Genomic DNA, 17,142 nt, shown 5'->3' with positions numbered 1-17,142 from the left:
CGCCGACGCCATCCGTGGGTGCCGCGGACGCGGTACGGCTGCGGGCGGTGGCGGCGCTTCGACCCGCCCGCGGGATGCCCGCGGTCACTGCCTGCGCCGTGCTGCCGCGCACGGCGCGCGGCGCGYGCGGCAGATTCTTGATCACTCTGCTCGCCCTGGTGCTGGCGACACCGATCGTTGTTGGGGCAGCGATCGGCGTGGGTTCGGTATCGGTGCCTCCCGGTGAGGTGTGGTCCAGCGTCGTGGCTCATCTGACCGGCAACGGTGCTCAGTCCTCGATGATCAACGWTCAGATTATCTGGCAGGTGCGGACGCCGCGGGTGTTGCTGGCGTTCGTGGTGGGTGCGGGCCTGGCCGTGGCCGGAGCCGTGCTGCAGGCGGTGGTGCGTAACCCCCTCGCCGATCCGTATGTGCTGGGCGTGTCCTCGGGTGCCTCCGTCGCCGCGGTCGCTGTCCTCACCCTGGGAGGGGTCTCGTCGTCGGGGCTTGCCGCGGCGGTGGGGGTGTCRGGGGCGGCGTTCATCGGTGCCGTTCTCACCCTGGCTCTCGTGATCGCGTTAGGGCGTAGGCGCGGTTACCTGGACCCGCAACGGCTGCTGCTCGCGGGGGTGGCGCTGACCTATCTGTTCCAGGCTGGCACCAGCTACCTGCAGTTGCGGGTCGGCTCGAACCAACTCGCCGCGGTGCTGTTCTGGCTGCTGGGAACGGTGTCGGGGGCCGAGTGGGACACACTGGGGCTGCCCGCRTGCATCGTCGTGGCCGCGACGCTGTGGCTGCTGGCGCAGGCCCGGTCGTTGAATGCCTTGCTGCTCGGTGATGAGGCCGCCGCCTCGCTGGGGATCCCGGTCAGCCGGCTGCGGACCCAGCTGCTGATCGTCACCGCCGCTCTGACAGCGTCCGTCATCTCCGTCGCCGGCGGTGTCGCGTTCGTCGGCCTCATTGCGCCGCACTGCGTGCGGATGCTTATCGGGTCGGACCACCGGCGGCTGCTCCCGGTAACGGCGCTGCTGGGCGGAACGTTCCTCGTGCTGGCCGATCTCCTCGGCCGGGTCGTGGCCCGGCCGTTGGAGCTGCCGTTGAGCATTATCACCGCGGTCGCCGGGGTGCCCTTCTTCCTCGTGCTGCTGCGCCGGTCGGGACGGGCGAGTGGTGCCTCGTGACGGGCCTTCGCCTGGAAGGTCTGGGTGTCGTCGCCGACGGGGTACAGATCGTGCGCGACCTGACGGTCGGCTGTCCCCCCGGCGCCTTCGTCGGCCTGGTCGGTCCGAACGGCAGCGGGAAGTCGACCGTGCTGAAGACGGTCTACCGGGTGGTGCGGCCGACGTCCGGTGCGGTGCTGCTCGACGGAACTGACCTGGTCAGGGACCTCACCCCGCGCCAGTCGGCGCGGCGGGTCGCGGCCCTGGCGCAGGAAAGCCCCGATGGCTTTGACTTCACCGTCCTTGAGGTGGTCGCGACCGGGCGGACCCCCCACCAGAGCGCGTGGAGCCCGACCTCGACCGGKGATCATGAGATCATCTCGGCCGCGCTCGACACCGTGGGCATGGCCGCGCACGCCGGGCGGGCGTTCGCGTCGCTGTCCGGCGGCGAGAAGCAGCGGGTCCTGCTGGCGCGCGCCCTCGTGCAGGCACCGTCGGTGCTGATCCTGGACGAGCCGACCAACCATCTGGATATCAGCACCCAGCTGAGCCTGCTGGAGTTGGTGCGCTCACTCGGGATCACCGTGCTCGCCGCGTTACATGACCTCAACCTCGCGACGGCCTTCTGTGACCGGCTCTATGTCCTGCACGACGGCGCGGTGATCTGTTCGGGCAAACCGGAGGACGTCCTGACCGCCGACCTCATCGGCCGCGTGTTCGGGGTGCGCGCCGACCGGAGCGTCCACCCGGTGACCGGCCGCCTCCAGCTCGCTTTCTCCAGTCTTCCCTTCCCCAGCCTGCCTTCTTCCAGCCTGCCCGGAACAGACGAGCCGGCCCCGGTGGTAGCTGGCGCGGAAATCCMGATAAAGCAATGACCCGATGAAGCAATGGAAGGAGACAGAACCCGATGAAGAAACTCGGCGCCGGCGTCGCGGTCGCTGCCCTGCTCGTTGTTACCGCCGGTCTCACCGGCTGCGGGTCCGGTTCGACCACCGGCGCGGGCAGTGCGAGCGCGGCCGATGCCCGGTCGGCCCCGGCCGGTACCCGCTATCCCGTTGAGGTGGCGAACTGCGGCCGGACCCTGCACTTCGACGAGGCCCCGGCGCGGGTCGTCTCCGGGTGGACCACCAGTACCGAGCTCCTCATCGAACTGGGCCTGACGGACCGGATTGTTGGCCAGTACAACACCAGCAGCGGCACACCGGCGGCGAAGTACGCCAGTGTGGAGGCGAAGCTACCCGCCCTCGGTACCGGCGCACCGACCCGGGAGGCGCTGCTCGCCGCCCGGCCCGACCTGATCTGGGCGGATGGYAGCTATCTGTTTGACGGCCGGCAGCTCCCCACGATCGCCGAGCTGGCCGCCCAGGGCACCCAGGTGATGATTCTCAGCGGGTTCTGCACCGACGACGCCACCAAGGCGACGGTCCGTGACGTCGATACCGACCTGACCGCGCTCGGCATGATCTTCGGCATTCCGGGCCGGGCCAGGCAGGTCCAGGCCGACATCAACGAACGGCTCCGCCAGGTCGCGACGAAGATCCAGGGCAGGGACCCCGTCCCGGTCGCGGTGGTCGCCACCTACCAGGGAACCGTCTACACCTACGACGGCGTCTACACCGACATCGCGCGGCTCGCCGGGGCGCGGAACATCTACGCGGGCACCCTGCCCAAGGGCAAATACTTCAGTGAGCTGTCGGTGGAGGACCTCATCAGCAAGAATCCCGGCACCCTCGTCTATCTGCTCAGCGGCAGCGAAACCGAGGCCGAGGCCCGCAAGTTCCTCACCTCCCGGCTCCCGACCGTGGCGGCAGTCCGCAACAACCGTGTGTTCTTCCTCCCGCAGTCGGACTCGGCCAACCTCGCCGGCGTGGAAGGCGTGACAAAGCTGGCCGCCGCGCTGCACGCCTGAGCCGCAGACCCAAAAATGTGGAATGTGGGACGACCTGAGATGAGTAACAACCTGAGATGAGTACGGTACCCGCCTTCCGGCTTTTCCTGGCGAGCCGGGCTGTCTCCTGGGCGGGTTCGGCGATGACGCTCGTCGCGCTCCCGGTGCTGCTTTTCCAGCGCACCGGGAGCGGCACGCTCGCGGGCGTGCTGGTCGGTCTCGAAGCGGTGCCCTACCTCGTGCTCGGACTGCCCGCTGGTGCCCTGGTCGACCGCTGGGATCACCGGCGCACGATGGTGGTCACCAGTTGCCTCAGCGGCCTGACGATGGCCAGCATCCCCGTGGCCAACTGGGCGGGTGTCCTCACCACACCCCATCTGCTGATCTCCGCGGTGCTTGTCRCATCGGTCTTCGTGTTCTTCGATGCGGCCAGCTTCGGCGCAGTCCCGGCGATCGTGGGACGGGACGCGGTGGCCGCGGCGACCGGGGCGATGGTGTCGGTGAGCACCGTTGTCAACCTGGTCGGGCCGGCCGTCGGCGGGGTGGCCGCGGCCACGGTGGGCGCAGCCAGTGTGCTCGCCCTCGATGCGCTCAGCTACCTGGTCGGTGCCATCCTGCTCTCCCGGGCGCGCTGGGCCGTGCCGGCCGCAGCCGACCGGAGCAGGGCCGACCGGAGCGGGCCGGCTGGCAGCCGGGTGAGCCGGACCCGTCGCGACATCGCCGAGGGCCTGGGTTACATCCGGGGGCATCGCCTCATCCGGACTCTGACCCTGCTCGGGGCCGGCAGCAGCCTGTCCGGGGGCGCGGTCACCGGCCTGGTCGTCGTCGTCGCGGTACGGCAGTTCGGCCTTCCCGACGACGACCCGCGGATCGGTCTCCTCTACGTCGCCGCCGCGCTCGGAACGCTGATCGTCAGCCAGCTGCTCAGCCGCGTGCACCGACACGTCCCCACCGGAACGATCACRCTCGGTGCGCTCGGAGCCAGCACGCTCGCCCTGATCGGCTGGTCTCTGAACACGGCGTGGCTGCCAGGGATGGGCATCCTGCTGCTCTGGCAGGCCAGCACCTCCCTGGTCATCCTAAACGGCATCGTCGTCCGGCAAGCCGTCACCCCCCTACGCCTGCAGGCCCGGGTCAACACCACCGCGAGGATGATCGCCTGGGGCGGAACGCCGCTGGGTGCCGTGCTCGCCGGCATCCTCGCCGATGCCTGGGGCACCCGGGCCGCTCTGCTGACCGCCTCGGCCGGCGTCGGCCTGGCGCTGGTAGCGGGCCTGATGGCAGGCCTCAGCCACACCGGCAGGCTTCAGGACCTGATCAGGGCCGACGAGGCACCGGCCAACCCGCCGCAGGCCGGGCCCGGTGGGCCGGACGCCGCGGTCCGGGCGGTGACAGCCGCCGAATGAGCCCCCGAACGAGCCGCCCGGCGGATGTGTGGATATCAGCCCATCCCCACGTCGCTCGTGCTAGCGTTCCTTTTGAAAACGAAAACCGTTTTATTGCGAAGGAGGTGAAGCATGGCGGAGATCTCGTTCGAGGAGCTGGCCGAGGCGCCGGTCCTCGCTGCCCCGCAGGACCCGACCACGCACGCGCTCGTCCAGAGCCCGTTCGCGTGGGACGACGAGGAGTAGTGCCGCCGGTTCACTGAAGGCGCCGAGCGCACCTTGGTGAGCCAGTGCAAGCCGTGACCGTCGGTGCCGTCAGTTTCTCGGACGTCCTCGACGGTCACGGTCTCTACCGGGTTCATCCCGGCCCGCGCGCGACCCGTGCCGGCCATGACCCCTGCCGGCCGCAACCAGCCCATCACGACCAGCCCATCACGACCAGCCCATCACGACCGCGACACACCCGATGAGGAAAGCCGACGTGTTCTCTCCTGGCCACCATCTCTACCGGGCCGCCGACGGGAGTTGGCGTTACAGCGCCCCCGGGGACGTCTTCGTCCGAATTGGCGGCGAGGACCGCCTGCTCGCCCTCGTGCGGAACGTCGCGGCCGGGGCCACCCAGCTGCCCCTGCCCGATGCGGACCGACCCGCCGTCGAGCGCATGACCGCCGCGCTCACCGATCGCGGCGTGTTCGTCGGCCCGGGGCGTGCGGGGACCGTTCCGGCTGGCTGGAAGGTGCACCTCGACGGCGACAGTCCGGTCGTCGGGAAGCTCACCGAACTCCTGGGCGACATCATCGATGACGTCGAGTGCACCGTGGGCCCGGCGGACGAGGCCGCGGTAGCCGGCTCGGACGCCGTCGTCAGCTGCGCCCGGTGGCTGCCGGACTCGCACTGGTGCCGGCTCGATCAGTGGTGCGCGGCGCACCACACGCCATGGCACGGCTGCTACGCCGAGGGCGACACGTTCGTCGTGGGACCCCTGTCGATGCCGGGCCGTACGGCGTGCTACCGGGACACCAGAGGACGTCGGCTCGCCGCGGCCGCTCTCCCCGACGAGCTGATCGCCCACTGGGCTTACCTCGATTCCGACGCGGTCAAGCCGCCGGCACCGTTCACCCCGGCAGCCACCGCGGTGCTGGCGGGGCTGCTCGCCGCCGACCTGCGGGCGCTGGCGGCGGGAAGCACCGTGCCCAGCGAGGGGCACCAGCTCGTCGTCGATCCGACCACGGCGTCGATCAGCCGGCATCCGGTGCTTCCTCTTCCCAACCTCGCGGTCAACCCGGTCTAGGCGCCGGGGCATGCACGCCATCGACGCGAACCAGGCCGTACCGGCGGCGGACGGCGTCCTGCTGGCGACCGACGTCTACCGTCCCGACCGGCTACCCGCCCCGGCGGTGGTCACTCGCACCCCGTACGGTCGCGGTTCGCTGCTGGCAAACGGCGTCGGGTGGGCGCGGAACGGACTGGCCTACGTTGCCCAGGACGTGCGGGGGCGCTATGGGTCGGGCGGAACCTGGACCCCGTATCAAGGGGAGCGCGCCGATGGCCGGGCGTTGGTCGAATGGGTCCACCGCCAGCCCTGGTGCGATGGGAACGTGATCCTCGCCGGAGCCTCCTACGGCTCGTTCACCGCGTGGGCAGCCGCCGTCACCGTTCCCGAGCTCGTGCGCGCAGTGATCAGCGAGGTACCCGCCGCGGGTCTGCGGCCCGCCAACGTGGACCCGTCGGGGATCCTGCGGCTGGCCGAGTACGCCGGCTGGTGGGCCGAGCACGCCGAGAGCCGCACCAGCAGGAACGGGCTGTCCGCGCAGATGCTGGGCTGTGAGCCGGACCTGCTGCGGCACCTGCCGGTAGCTGACCTCGGCCGGCACCTCTGGGCACGGGTGCCACGCTGGTGGAGCGCCATAGCCCCGGCTCTGTCAGCCCCGGCTCCGTTGACGACCGGCGACAGCCCGGCACCGCATGACCGTACTGGCGACGACCTCGGGGAGGGCATCAGCACGCAGGAACTGGCCCGCTGCTCGCTGCCGTCCCTGCACATCGGCGGCTGGTACGATCTCTTCCTGCCACAGACGCTGTGGCAGTGGGAAACCGCGGGCCGCGACCGCGCTCCGAACAGGCCCGCCCGGGGCCTGGTGATCGGGCCGTGGGGGCACGAGCTGTCGACCCCCGCTTCCAGCTCGGCGGGTGGGCGGGAGCACGGGCCCGCCTCGCAACTGCCGCTGGGACGCCTCCAGGTCGCGTGGATCTTTGACGTGCTGGCCGGCCGGGATGCGTCGATCACCAAGGTGTTCCTCGTCGAGGGCGGACGCTGGCTGGATCGGTGGCCGGCGTCCACCGCCACCCTGGGCCTGCAGGCCAGCGCTGACGGGTCACTCCTGCCGAACCCGCCCGAGCGGCCCGCCGAGCACCGGTTCACCTACGACCCGCTCGACCCCTTCCCCAGCCTCCCGCGGGACTGCGACCGTGCCCCCCTGGACGCCCGCGCCGACGCCGTGGCATTCCGGACCCCGCCACTGACGACGCCGACTGCCATCGTCGGCGCACCCACCGTCACGATGGCCGCAGACACCACGGGCCCCGGCACCGACTGGATAGTCCGGCTGGTGGAGCGGCTCGGTGACGGCCGGGCCTTGGAGGTCACCAGCGGCGCCGCTGCCGTCGGGCCCGGCGCGGCCACGGTGTCGATCCCGCTCGGCGCCACGGCCCTGCTGCTCCACCCCGGCAGCCGGCTGGAGCTGCAGGTCACCAGCAGCGACTTCCCGCGGCTGGCCCGCACCCCCAACACCGGCCAGGACCGGTACACCACCAGCGCCACCCGGATCGCCACCCAGACCATCCACACCGGTCCAACCCGCGGCTGCCGGGTCGACCTGCCCGTGCTGGAGCACCCGTGAGATCAACCACCCCCGCGCCGGCCGAACGGCGTCTCGTCGACCGCCGACTCGGCGTCCTCACCCAGATCGTTCCCTACCAGCCGAGCCCCGCCATGCCGCGTTGCTGGGTCGGCTGGAGCGCCCGTGMCGCCGACACCCGTGCGTTCGCCACCTGGTCGGCCGAGCGGTTTGGCTTCGGTGCCGCCCTGGGCGATCACGACCGGGCGCGCCGTGCCGCGGTCGGGGAGGCCGTGGAACGGTACTGCGGCAACGCCGTTCCCGACGCCCTGGAGATCGCCTGCTACGACGATCTCGCCAGGGCCGGGCGGCCGGCTCTCGACCCGGCGACCCTGGCGCTCTATTCCGACCGGCAGTACCGCGCCCGCGGGTTCCCCTTCCGGCCCTTCACCCGCCAGACACCGGTGGCCTGGGTGCCCGGCCGCGACCTGTACGCCGGGGGTCCGGTGCTGGTGCCCGCGTCGATGGCCTACCTGAACTACTTCCGCGGCGCGCACGCCGACGAGGTGGCCACCCACGCCATGCTGTACGCCGGCATCGCCACTGGCGAGAACCGTGAGCACGCCGAGCGTTTTGCGTTGGAAGARCTCTTCGAACGCGACGCGAACACCATCTGGTGGGCCAGCGGCGCCGCCGGCTGGGCCGTCGCCGATGCGGCTGAGCTCCTCGACCGGCACGACATCGCCCACGGAGAGGGCACCGGTCGCACCATCCGGTTGTTCCAGGTGCCAAGCCAGTTCCCGGTTCCGGTGCTCGCCGCYTTCCTTGAAGAACCGGGACGGGGGCTGATCGCGTACGGCACGGCATGCCGGGCGGACCCGCGGGAAGCGGCGACGAAGGCGCTCGTCGAAGCCTTCGCCATGCTGGAACTGACCGCCGAGCTCGCGGACGGTGACAGCGCGCACTGGCGAGCCGTCGCCCGCGGCGAGATACCCCCGCACACGTACCTGCCCTACCGCGCCGACCGGCGGTACGCGGATGACATCCGGCCGGATTTCCGCGACCTCGTCGACCTGCCCGCGGTCGCCCAGCTCTATCTGGATCCACGAATGCAGGGCCGGCCCCTCGACCGGCTCCGCGACGACACCCGCACCACCCGGCTCGCCGACATCCCCCGGGCCGACGGGGACGCCAACGGGGGCACAGCCCATCGACGCTACCTCGACATGCTCGCGACGCAGGGCCTGTCCGCCGTGTCAGTGGACGTCACCACCCCGGACGTGCGGGCGGCCGGCCTCACCGTCGTGCGGGTCATCGTCCCCGGGCTCTACGGCAACCCGCCCGCGGCCTTCCCGTTCCTCGGCGGCGAGCGGCTCTACGACGTACCCGCCCAGCTGGGCCTGGCTGCCGGAAAKATCACCGAAGACGCCCTTTATCCGTACCCGATCCCGCACGTCTGAGGAGCACCCATGGACCTCGCCGCGATCCTCGCCCCCCGAACCGGGATCATCCGCCGGATCGAACGCAACGCCATTCCCGCCACCCTGCCGCCCGAATTCACCATGTACACCGCCGTTCTCTCCGACACCACCAGGTTCTCCGCCTGGGCCAGTGACTTCGCCGGAGCCGGCTACGCCCTGCTCGACGACGACGCCGCCCTCGGGCCCGCCGTCGGCGAGGCCGTCGAACGCTACTGCGGGAACCTCGTCCCCGCCGGACTGCGCCGCGCCACCCACAAAGAGCTCACGGCGGACCGCGCCACCGTGCTTGACCCGCGCTCGGTAGTGCTGTACTCACCCGCCCAGTACGCCGGGCCCTACTTCCCGTTCACCGAGTACCGCGAGGATCTCGAGCTGGAATGGACGTCCGGCACCGACCTGCTTGCTGGCACCCCCGTCTGGGTACCCGCGCAGCTCGTCTGGGTGTCCTACGCCCACCAGGCCCAGGCCCGCGGGTTCCCCTACCTCAGCCCGGTCCTCAGCGCCGGCCTGGCCGCCGGTATGGACCAGCGCTCGGCGCAATGGTCGGCGATCTGCCAGATGATCGAACGTGACACGCTGACCATGGCCTGGCACGGCCGCCGGCCGCTGCGGGCCATCACCCCGCCCCCCTGGATCGCGCAGCTTGCCATGGGCGCGTACGGAAGCATGACGACCCGGTTCGTCGAATTCCCGAACGAGTTCGGCCTCGTCGTCGTCGGCGCCCTGGTGCACGACACGGCGACCGGCTACCTGACCATGGGAGCAGCGTGCCGGACCACCACCACGCCGGCGCTGCGCAAGGCCCTTGCCGAAGCCTTCCAGCTGCAGATGTTCGTCGCCGACCTCGACGACCCCGACGGCCCCTACATGCGCGCCGCACGCAACCCGCACAGCCCCCTCAAGCCGTGGCGAGCTGACCGACGGTACCTCGACGACTGCCGAGACGACCTGGCGGACGTCGTCGAGTACTGCACCCACCTCCAGCTCTTCCTCGACTCTCGCCTGCAGGACCGGCTGGAGGCCGAACTCGCCGAGGCCCTCGCCGGCACGATCGGCTGGGAGACCCTCGACCGGGACGCCCGGCACGCCGGAGTCGACGACCCGACGGTGCTCGCGCGCACGCTCGCCGACGCCGGCCACCCGGTGACATCGGTCGACGTCACCACCGAAGACGTGCGCCCCACCGGCATGCGGGTCGTGCACACCTTGGCCCCCGGCCTGTACTCGAACACCTCTGTCGGCCTTCCGTTCCTCGGCGGCGCCCGGCTGGCCAGGCAACTCGCCGCGGCGGGCACCACCCGGCKCGACCTCCCGCTGCCGCATTAGCGCATTAGCGACGTAACCGAAGGGACGAGTGTGGCCGAGGACGTCACCRCGCTGGAGCGTATCCGGCGGGTCCAACAGGTCCTCAATGGTCCGCCGACCCGGCAGGTGATGCTCGACGGACTGCGCGCCGCCACCTGCCGGATTCCGCTGCCGGCACCGCGCGCGGACCTGCCGGTCGAGTTCGGCCAGGTGCTCGCGGCACGCAGGTCCTGGTACCGGTTCGATGCCGAGGCGCCGACCGCCGAGAATGTCTCCTCGCTCCTACGCTGGGCGGTGGGTCCGCAGCGGGATGTCCGACTGCCCGACGGCAGTCAGCACCGGATGTGGATGGCGCCGTCGGCAGGTGGCCTGCATTCACTGTCCATCTATCTCGTCATTGCGCGCGGTGCGCAGCTGCCCGGCGGCGTGTTCCGGTACGACGCCGAGGACCACTGCCTGCAGACGTTGCGGTCCGGCGAGCCGACGGCGGCGTTGCGTTCGGTGCTGGTCCAACCCGAGTTCGCCGAACGGGCGCCCATGGCGGTCGTCGTAGTCGCCCGGCTCGACACGACTCTCGTGAAGTACCCGGCACGCCATTACCGCACCCTGCACCTCGACGCGGGAATCGCCGTGCAGAACCTCTACCTGGTCGCGGCCGCACTCGGGCTGGCCGGATGCGCCGTGACGGCCTTCGACGACCAGGCCCTCGCCGAGTTGCTGCGTCTGCCCGACACGATGTTCCCGACCGTCGTGTTCCCCGTCGGCCGCCAGCCGGTCCGACCGCCAACCAGGCATGCGAGCTGACTACATTTCACTATCGCCGGCCGCGCCGGCCGCGCCGGCCGCCGCGGCCGGACGTGGGCGGACGTGGGCGGACGAGGTGCCCAGGCCCGTGGGGCCGCCGAAGGGCCGTACTCCCGCCGCTGGGTGGTACCGCAGTTCGGACTCCTCGTACCGATGCGTGCCCTCATGCCAGCGGAGGATCCCGGCCAGCCAGTTCTGGAGTTCCCGCGCGTAGCCCAGCAGCGCCTGCCGCGCCGACGCGTCCAGGGCGAAGCTGTCGAACAGCGCCGGAAGCTCGTGCGCCACGATGTGCTCGAACTGGCGTATCCGGGAGGTCATCAGATCGTTGACCACCGCGAGGGCACGCTCCCGGTCGCAGTCGAGGAAGTTCTCGACGACGAGGACACAGTTGTGGATCTCACCCTCGAACTGGATCTCCTTCTGATAGGAGAAGACGTCGTTGAGGAGACAGGCGTAGTCCGCGGCCGCGTTCTCCAAGGCCTGGATCGGCCGGGTGCGGTAGATCTCGGGTGGCACGGTCTGTTCCTGGGCCAGCCGGGCCAGCCGGGCCAGGCTCATCGTCAGATCCGAACCGAAGGTCGCCCGGCGCATCTCAATGTAGTCGATCGGGTCGGGAATGCGATTCTGGGCCTGGTTTGCCAGCTCCCACAGCCAGCTGTCGATCATAACCTCGACGGTGCCGCGGAACGTCTCGCGCGCGCCTGGCGCCATGGTCTCGGTGGTGCGCGTCCACAGGTCGGCCAGACCGCGTTCCAACGCGTTGGCCGGCACCGCGGTGACGGGGGAGTCCAGCGGCATGAACTCCGACAGCCGGGCGTTGCACACCTTGGCCCCGAGGATGTCCCGGGTGCGGCCGAAGATTACCGGGTAGTAGTCGTCGGCGTAGGTCCCCCAGGTGAGCCAGTCCGTCGTCAGATTCAGTTCCGGCAGGGTCGCGTCCGGATGGATTCCGGCCGAGCACAGCGCGAAGTCGAACGCCCGCAGTTTGTGTTCGTCCCAGATGCCCGGAATCGGGTCCAGCATCCCTACCGCCCGGGCCCAGATGATGTTTTCCCGGCGGGAGGCGTCCAGATGTGGRCTCTGCCCGGTCGAGAAGGGCATGCAGAAGTCGGGATGGCGCAGCGGCCCGACGATCTGGTGCGGGATGTGCGTGAAGGAGCGGATCCGGCGCGGTGTGGTGGTGACGAGGGACGGCACAATCCGGGCCGCCGAGGTACCGAGACCGGTGAGTCCGAGGAGTCCGCTGAGCTCGCCGCTCTCAGGCGCCACGGCCCGGTTCATGTACCGGCTCGAGCGCAGGTGCCATTCGTGGCCCCCTGACTGCCAGTCCTGCAGACCCTTCACGTACGCCAGGACCTCCAGCCGGCTCCCCGGGTCGACACCGTGCTCCTCGAGGACCGCCGGCAGTTCGGTGACCGCGGTGTGCTCGAACTGGTGCAGCCGCGAGGTGAGCAGGTCGTTGACCGTGTCGGCGGCCTCCTGGGTTCCACAGCCGAGGAAACGTTCGATGACGAGCACGCCGTTGCTGAGCTCGCCCTCCTCTTCGACCTCGCGCTGGTAGGAGAACAGGTCGTTGCGCAGATGCACGGCGTCGGCGAAGGTGTCCCGCAGTACCTGCAGCGGCCGGGTCGCCGCGACCTGGGCCGGCACCTCGGCGTCGGCGGCGTGCTCGACGAGGTTCGCCGACCAGGGCGCGCCGCCGACCTTGCGCCGCATCTCGACGTATTCRATCGGGTTGGCGAGCCTGCCGGCGTTGATGTTGGCTAGTTCCCACAGGGACTCGTCCAGCAGGTTCTTGGTGCTGACCGCGAACCGCCGCCGCCAGTCGGCGGAACGCTCCGGGACGGTCCGGGTCCACAGGTCGGCGAGTCCGCGTTCCACCGGGTTGGTCGGCGTCTCGGTGATCTCACCGTCGACGGGCATGAAGGCGGGCAGGCGGTCGAGGTAGGCCCGGGCGCCGGCCATGTCGTGGGACCGCTTGTACAGCTCCAGGAAGTGGTCGTCGAAGTAGAAAACCCAGACATACCAGTCGGTGACCAGATCGAGTTTTCGGCTGACGGAGTCCGGATGGGTGTATGCACAGAGCAGGGCGTAGTCGTGTGCGTCGAAGTCGGCCTCGGTCCAGATCGCGGTTCCGTGCTGCGGAGAGTCGATCATCTCCATCTCGTCGGCCCAAGCCCTGCTGTGCACGCGGGCCTGTTSCAGGTTCGGATTGAGCCGTGCCGGATAGGGCACGTAGAACTCCGGTAGCGTGAAAGGCTGCATGACCCGCTGGTGAACCCTTCTCGGTCACGGGCTGGACGGCCGGCCCCGAAAGTCGGCCGGATACGGATCCTTATCCGTATCCGGCACCGGTGCACCTTCCCCGGGGAACCGGCCCCGGGGAAGGTGCACCGGGTCTGCCGAGGTGGCAGCGGAGAAGTGAACGTTCGGGGCGGCCGGGAGAGATCGGGCCGGGATGCCGCGGAGCCCCGCGGAACCCTTCCGGAACCCAGCGTGATCTCATGTGATCTCATGTGATCTCGCGTAATTCCGCGTAATTCCGCGGGTTCCGGGTGGTCCCAGCGGCTCGCGCGGCCGGGTGTCACCGACCGATCTCGACGTTCTCCAGGATACCGAGCGCGTCGGGGACGAGCACCGCCGCGGAGTAGTACGTGGTCACCAGGTACGAGATGATGGCCTTGTCGCTGATACCCGCGAATCTCACGGACAGRCCGGGCTCGTATTCGTCCGGYAGGCCGGCGTGGTGCAGGCCGATCACCCCCTGGTTCTCCTCACCGGTGCGCAGCGCGAGGATGGACGTGGTACCGGTCCCGCTGATCGGAATCTTGTTCAACGGGAGCAGGGGAACGCCACGCCAGGCCGGCACGTGCTGGTCGTGGAGGAGGACGGTGRCCGGGTAGATGCCACGGGCGGTGCATTCCCGGCCGAACGCGGCGATGGTCCGCGGGTGGGCGAGCAGGAAATGTGTGCTGCGTCGGCGGCTCAGCAGGTCGTCGAGATCATCCGGGGTAGGCGGACCGCTCCGGGTGTGAATACGCTGACGGAGGTCGGCGTTGTGCAGCAGCCCGAAGTCGGGGTTGTTCACCAGTTCGTGCTCCTGGCGTTCGCGCAGGGCCTCGACGGTGAGCCGGATCTGGTGCTCCAGCTGGTTGTGYGGTTCGTTGTAGAGGTCCGCCACCCGGCTGTGGATGCGTAGCACGGTCTGGGCGACGCTGAGCTCGTACTCGCGGGGGGCCAGTTCGTAGTCGACGAACGTCCCCGGCAGGTCCGGTTCCCCGGTGTGCCCGGCGGCGATCGCGATCTCCGCTTCGCCCAGGCGGTTGCTCGGGGGCTGGAGCCGGGTCCGGTACTCGTCGAGGTGACGCCGCAGCTCGTCGGAGGAGTCGGCGAGTTCGGAGAACTGCTGGCGCGACAGGACGAGGGCCGTCGTACCGGTGAGTGCGCGGGCCGTGAACTCCCAGGTCAGGTCCTCCTCGACCAGCGCCTCGTCACCGAAGTACTCGCCGTCGGCGAGTACGCCGAGTTCCCGCTCGTCGCCGTACTCTCCGAGGCCGAACCTGCCGACCTTACCGTGCGCGATCAGGAACACCTGGTCGGCGGCCTGACCGCTCTCCACCAGCACGTCTCCGGCAGCGAATTCCCGTTGGGCGAAGCGGTCCGCGAGCGCATCGAGCACCTCGCCGTCGAAGCCCCGCAGGGCGGGCAGCTCGCCGAGTTCGCGCGGAACGACCCGGACCTCGGATCCGGTGGTGGTGAACGTGAGGAGTCCGTCCCCGAGTACGTAGGTCAGACGGCGGTTGACCCGGTACACGCCGCCGGACGCCTGGACCCATGGCAGTATCCGCAGCAGCCACCGGGAGGTGATCTCCTGCATCTGCGGAACGGACTTGGTGGTCGTCGCGAGATTGCGCGCGGCCGCCGTGCTCAGACTCAGCCGGGGCTCTTCGCCGCCGGCATCCGTACCGGCCTGCACGGGTTCGGTCATGACAGACTCCACCTATCTCTGGTTTTCGCAGGGGCAGTTTTCCCACTGGGAGTGGGGGTTTACACTGGGGGTATGGGGGTTTTCCCGGAGTGYGGTTTCTATTGACCCGACGCACATGTAGAAGGCGCGGCCTGTGCACGGTCATAGGAATGTGCGGGCGTGACGGATCCCGGCGGCTGGCCGCCGACCGCAGGTACATCGAACCGACACGAAATGCGGGACGTCGAAGTTCCGATGCTGCGCTGGGTGAGTCCCGCCTTCCCTGAGTAGCGATGACATCTATGGGCGCTCCGTTGGTGTAACCCCCCCCATGGCGTCGAGTCAACAGGAGACCTGCGCTTGTCTCGAACGGAACGCGCGTCGTCTCGCCGCGCATGGGAAGCCTCCCGCATCGATCCCACGGGCGGCAAGCACTTTGCGGAACCAATCAGATCTGGTCCGGGCAGACCGGCCTGCTCTAGTCCTCGGCCCGGCCCGGCGACCACGCACTGTAAAGGGCGGCCAGGCGTTTTCTCGATCGTTTTCCCGGTGTCCCGGACGAACTGTCGGTACGCGGCGGACAGGAGTACCGTCCTCCTTTTCCGCTGGTTGATCCAGTCCGCCGGTGGATCAAGCGCCGATCGGCGCCCGTGTCCCGACCGTGGTGATATCGGGTCGAAATCTGGTCCGGCTGGCGGTCGGAGCGTTCGCGGAGTCCGCGCGCAAAATTCCTTCGGTGATATTCGTTCGCGCCGCGGAACATAGCCAATTTCCGGGGAACCCGGGTGGGAGCGCCGTCGTCTCCCTCGAGTGCGGCGTGCGGGTATTTCTTCACCCCCTGCGGTGGGCCGGAAACGTCACGGCGACGGGGACGGAGACGGCGCGTGGCGTCCCACCCGGTCCAGACCTGCCGCGCCGGCCCGTCCGCGGCAGATCCGGACCGGTTGCGGACTTCTCACGACACGCCGTAGACGCTGACCGCTTCTCCTGGTCAGGGCCTCGGCCCGAGTGCCCGTCCCGGGCCCGCAACCGCGGCCTGGTCCGATCATCCGCCGGATGCGGCGGCCCAGCGGCCCAGCGGCCCAGCGGCCCCGGCGGGGCCAAAGGCCTGGAGATTGCGGGACCTGTGGCTATGGCCGAAAAGGGGTATCCGTCCGCCCGGCACGGCTGGTCGGATGATCGACCCGAGGCGCATCGTATCGAGCCGGTCCTGCCGACCGAGGGAGCCATTGCCTCCCGGCAACGGCGCCGGCCGAATCCCGCGATGCGAGGGGCATGCCTCGGCCGGTCGCCTTCGGTTCAAGCTTCGACTCAAGCCTGGACGCCAGGAATTATCACTATACGTGTCTTTGGGAGGGTATCGGCGTTATTCCGTCGTACGCGCCGGTCGGCGTGACCGGTGCGGCGTGACCGGACGGCGCAGGTGCTCCCAGGCATCAACTCACCGTCATCGCGCCGACGGGTTACTAGGAATTATGAGCTACTCATGGGGCCGTTTAGGTGGCTACTTCGTACTGGCCCTGATTGGGGACGTCGGTAGGCGGCGAGCTGCCCCGGCCGGATCGGGGCACTCTCGGTACCCCGATCCGGCCGGGGCAGGTTGACGAGCCCAACGTGCCGGTTGGGCCCCGCCGGTCGGGCGTCCTCGATGCCGCGCGATTTCGAGTGCCGTCTCGGGGCACGCCGACATCGAGGTCTCGATGGGCGGACCGTGATGAGGAGGACATCATGCCGATCAATGACGCTGGGTTCGACGGCGGCCGAGCGGCGCAGTTCTCCCACGACGACGTCGTGGGAGTCCTGCTCGAACAGCACGCCCGCATCCGCGAGCTGTTCGCGGACGTGAAGTCGGCGGCGGGCGAGCACAAGCGCCGGGCGTTCGACGAGCTGCGGGCGTTGCTCGCCGCGCACGAGACCGCCGAGGAGATGGTCGTGCGGCCGGTTACGAAGAAGATCGACAGCCGGGTGGCCGAGGCGCGCAACCACGAGGAGGACGAGGCCACCCGCGTGCTGCTGGCGCTGGAGAAGATGGATGTCGGTAGCGCCGAGTTCGATGCGAAGCTGGCGGACTTCGAACGGGCCGTTGTCGACCATGCCGAGCATGAGGAAAACGAGGAGTTCCCCCGGGTGCACGCGGCCCGCGACGCCAGGCAGCTGGAAAGCATGGGCCGTCGGCTTCGGACGGCGGAGAAGTTCGCTCCCACCCATCCGCACCCGTCAGCCGCCGGTTCGACCGCCAAGCAGTGGACGGTAGGTCCGATCGCCTCGGTCATCGACCATGTCCGGGATGCCGTGACGCGGCGGGGTGCCGTGGACTGACGCCGTGCTCCTGCCAC

Annotated in this window: 13 protein-coding genes; 11 read left to right on the top strand and 2 right to left on the bottom strand. The window is 69.8% G+C overall.

Annotated elements, in window-relative coordinates; genetic code table 11:
- Positions 1–14 precede the first annotated feature (14 nt).
- From CcI156_RS01520 to CcI156_RS01480, 10 genes are all read left to right on the top strand, one after another.
- Positions 15–1,160: an iron ABC transporter permease gene (locus CcI156_RS01520; RefSeq protein WP_083718238.1), complete on the top strand. Its 1,146-nt coding sequence runs from the start codon at positions 15–17 to the stop codon at positions 1,158–1,160.
- The gene (locus tag CcI156_RS01515; protein WP_076804071.1) at positions 1,157–2,014 is read left to right on the top strand and encodes an ABC transporter ATP-binding protein; all 858 of its coding nucleotides are present in this window, start codon (positions 1,157–1,159) and stop codon (positions 2,012–2,014) included. The genes CcI156_RS01520 and CcI156_RS01515 overlap by 4 nt, the downstream gene beginning before the upstream one ends.
- A gap of 32 nt (positions 2,015–2,046) precedes the next feature.
- Positions 2,047–3,048, top strand: a complete 1,002-nt coding sequence (locus tag CcI156_RS01510; protein ID WP_011438594.1) for an ABC transporter substrate-binding protein — start codon at positions 2,047–2,049, stop codon at positions 3,046–3,048.
- A gap of 56 nt (positions 3,049–3,104) precedes the next feature.
- On the top strand, positions 3,105–4,433 hold the full coding sequence (locus tag CcI156_RS01505) for an MFS transporter (RefSeq protein ID WP_254847232.1): 1,329 nt from the start codon (positions 3,105–3,107) through the stop codon (positions 4,431–4,433).
- A 111-nt stretch (positions 4,434–4,544) separates the two neighbouring features.
- Positions 4,545–4,658 (top strand): streptamidine-related RiPP repeat protein, encoded by a 114-nt coding sequence (locus CcI156_RS26505; RefSeq protein WP_023840694.1) that lies wholly within the window; start codon positions 4,545–4,547, stop codon positions 4,656–4,658.
- Positions 4,659–4,893: 235 nt separating this feature from the next.
- Entirely contained in the window at positions 4,894–5,703 is an 810-nt protein-coding gene (locus tag CcI156_RS01500) for a TOMM precursor leader peptide-binding protein (RefSeq protein ID WP_011438591.1), read from the top strand.
- Between the two features lie 10 nt (positions 5,704–5,713).
- A complete protein-coding gene (locus CcI156_RS01495; RefSeq protein WP_023840693.1) occupies positions 5,714–7,312 on the top strand; it encodes a CocE/NonD family hydrolase in 1,599 nt (532 codons plus the stop codon).
- A complete protein-coding gene (locus CcI156_RS01490; RefSeq protein ID WP_076804070.1) occupies positions 7,309–8,709 on the top strand; it encodes a YcaO-like family protein in 1,401 nt (466 codons plus the stop codon). The genes CcI156_RS01495 and CcI156_RS01490 overlap by 4 nt, the downstream gene beginning before the upstream one ends.
- A 9-nt stretch (positions 8,710–8,718) precedes the next feature.
- Positions 8,719–10,056, top strand: coding sequence for a YcaO-like family protein (locus CcI156_RS01485; RefSeq protein ID WP_076804069.1), 1,338 nt, complete (start codon positions 8,719–8,721; stop codon positions 10,054–10,056).
- A 30-nt stretch (positions 10,057–10,086) separates the two neighbouring features.
- On the top strand, positions 10,087–10,839 hold the full coding sequence (locus CcI156_RS01480) for a SagB family peptide dehydrogenase (RefSeq protein ID WP_076804068.1): 753 nt from the start codon (positions 10,087–10,089) through the stop codon (positions 10,837–10,839).
- Here the strand turns inward: CcI156_RS01480 and CcI156_RS01475 are convergent, their stop codons facing one another.
- Positions 10,840–13,104, bottom strand: a complete 2,265-nt coding sequence (locus CcI156_RS01475; RefSeq protein ID WP_076804067.1) for a family 2 encapsulin nanocompartment cargo protein terpene cyclase — start codon at positions 13,102–13,104, stop codon at positions 10,840–10,842.
- A gap of 319 nt (positions 13,105–13,423) precedes the next feature.
- The gene (locus CcI156_RS01470) at positions 13,424–14,827 is read right to left on the bottom strand and encodes a family 2B encapsulin nanocompartment shell protein (RefSeq protein ID WP_076804066.1); all 1,404 of its coding nucleotides are present in this window, start codon (positions 14,825–14,827) and stop codon (positions 13,424–13,426) included.
- Between the two features lie 1,707 nt (positions 14,828–16,534).
- On the opposite strand from CcI156_RS01470, the gene CcI156_RS01465 reads away from it, so the two are divergent.
- Positions 16,535–17,125: a hemerythrin domain-containing protein gene (locus CcI156_RS01465; RefSeq protein WP_011438583.1), complete on the top strand. Its 591-nt coding sequence runs from the start codon at positions 16,535–16,537 to the stop codon at positions 17,123–17,125.
- Positions 17,126–17,142 lie beyond the last annotated feature (17 nt).

The sequence above is a fragment of the Frankia sp. CcI156 genome, from assembly GCF_001983015.1.
Classification (GTDB): domain Bacteria; phylum Actinomycetota; class Actinomycetes; order Frankiales; family Frankiaceae; genus Frankia; species Frankia casuarinae.
The sequence above is the reverse complement of the archived record's forward strand: the minus strand, read 5'-3'. Positions and strand labels throughout refer to the sequence as shown.

Bases quoted from the DNA above. Each gene is read 5' to 3' on its own strand.
- CcI156_RS01495 (WP_023840693.1), top strand. From the start codon at position 5,714: ATGCACGCCATCGACGCGAACCAGGCCGTACCGGCGGCGGACGGCGTC.
- CcI156_RS01465 (WP_011438583.1), top strand. From the start codon at position 16,535: ATGCCGATCAATGACGCTGGGTTCGACGGCGGCCGAGCGGCGCAGTTC.
- CcI156_RS26505 (WP_023840694.1), top strand. From the start codon at position 4,545: ATGGCGGAGATCTCGTTCGAGGAGCTGGCCGAGGCGCCGGTCCTCGCT.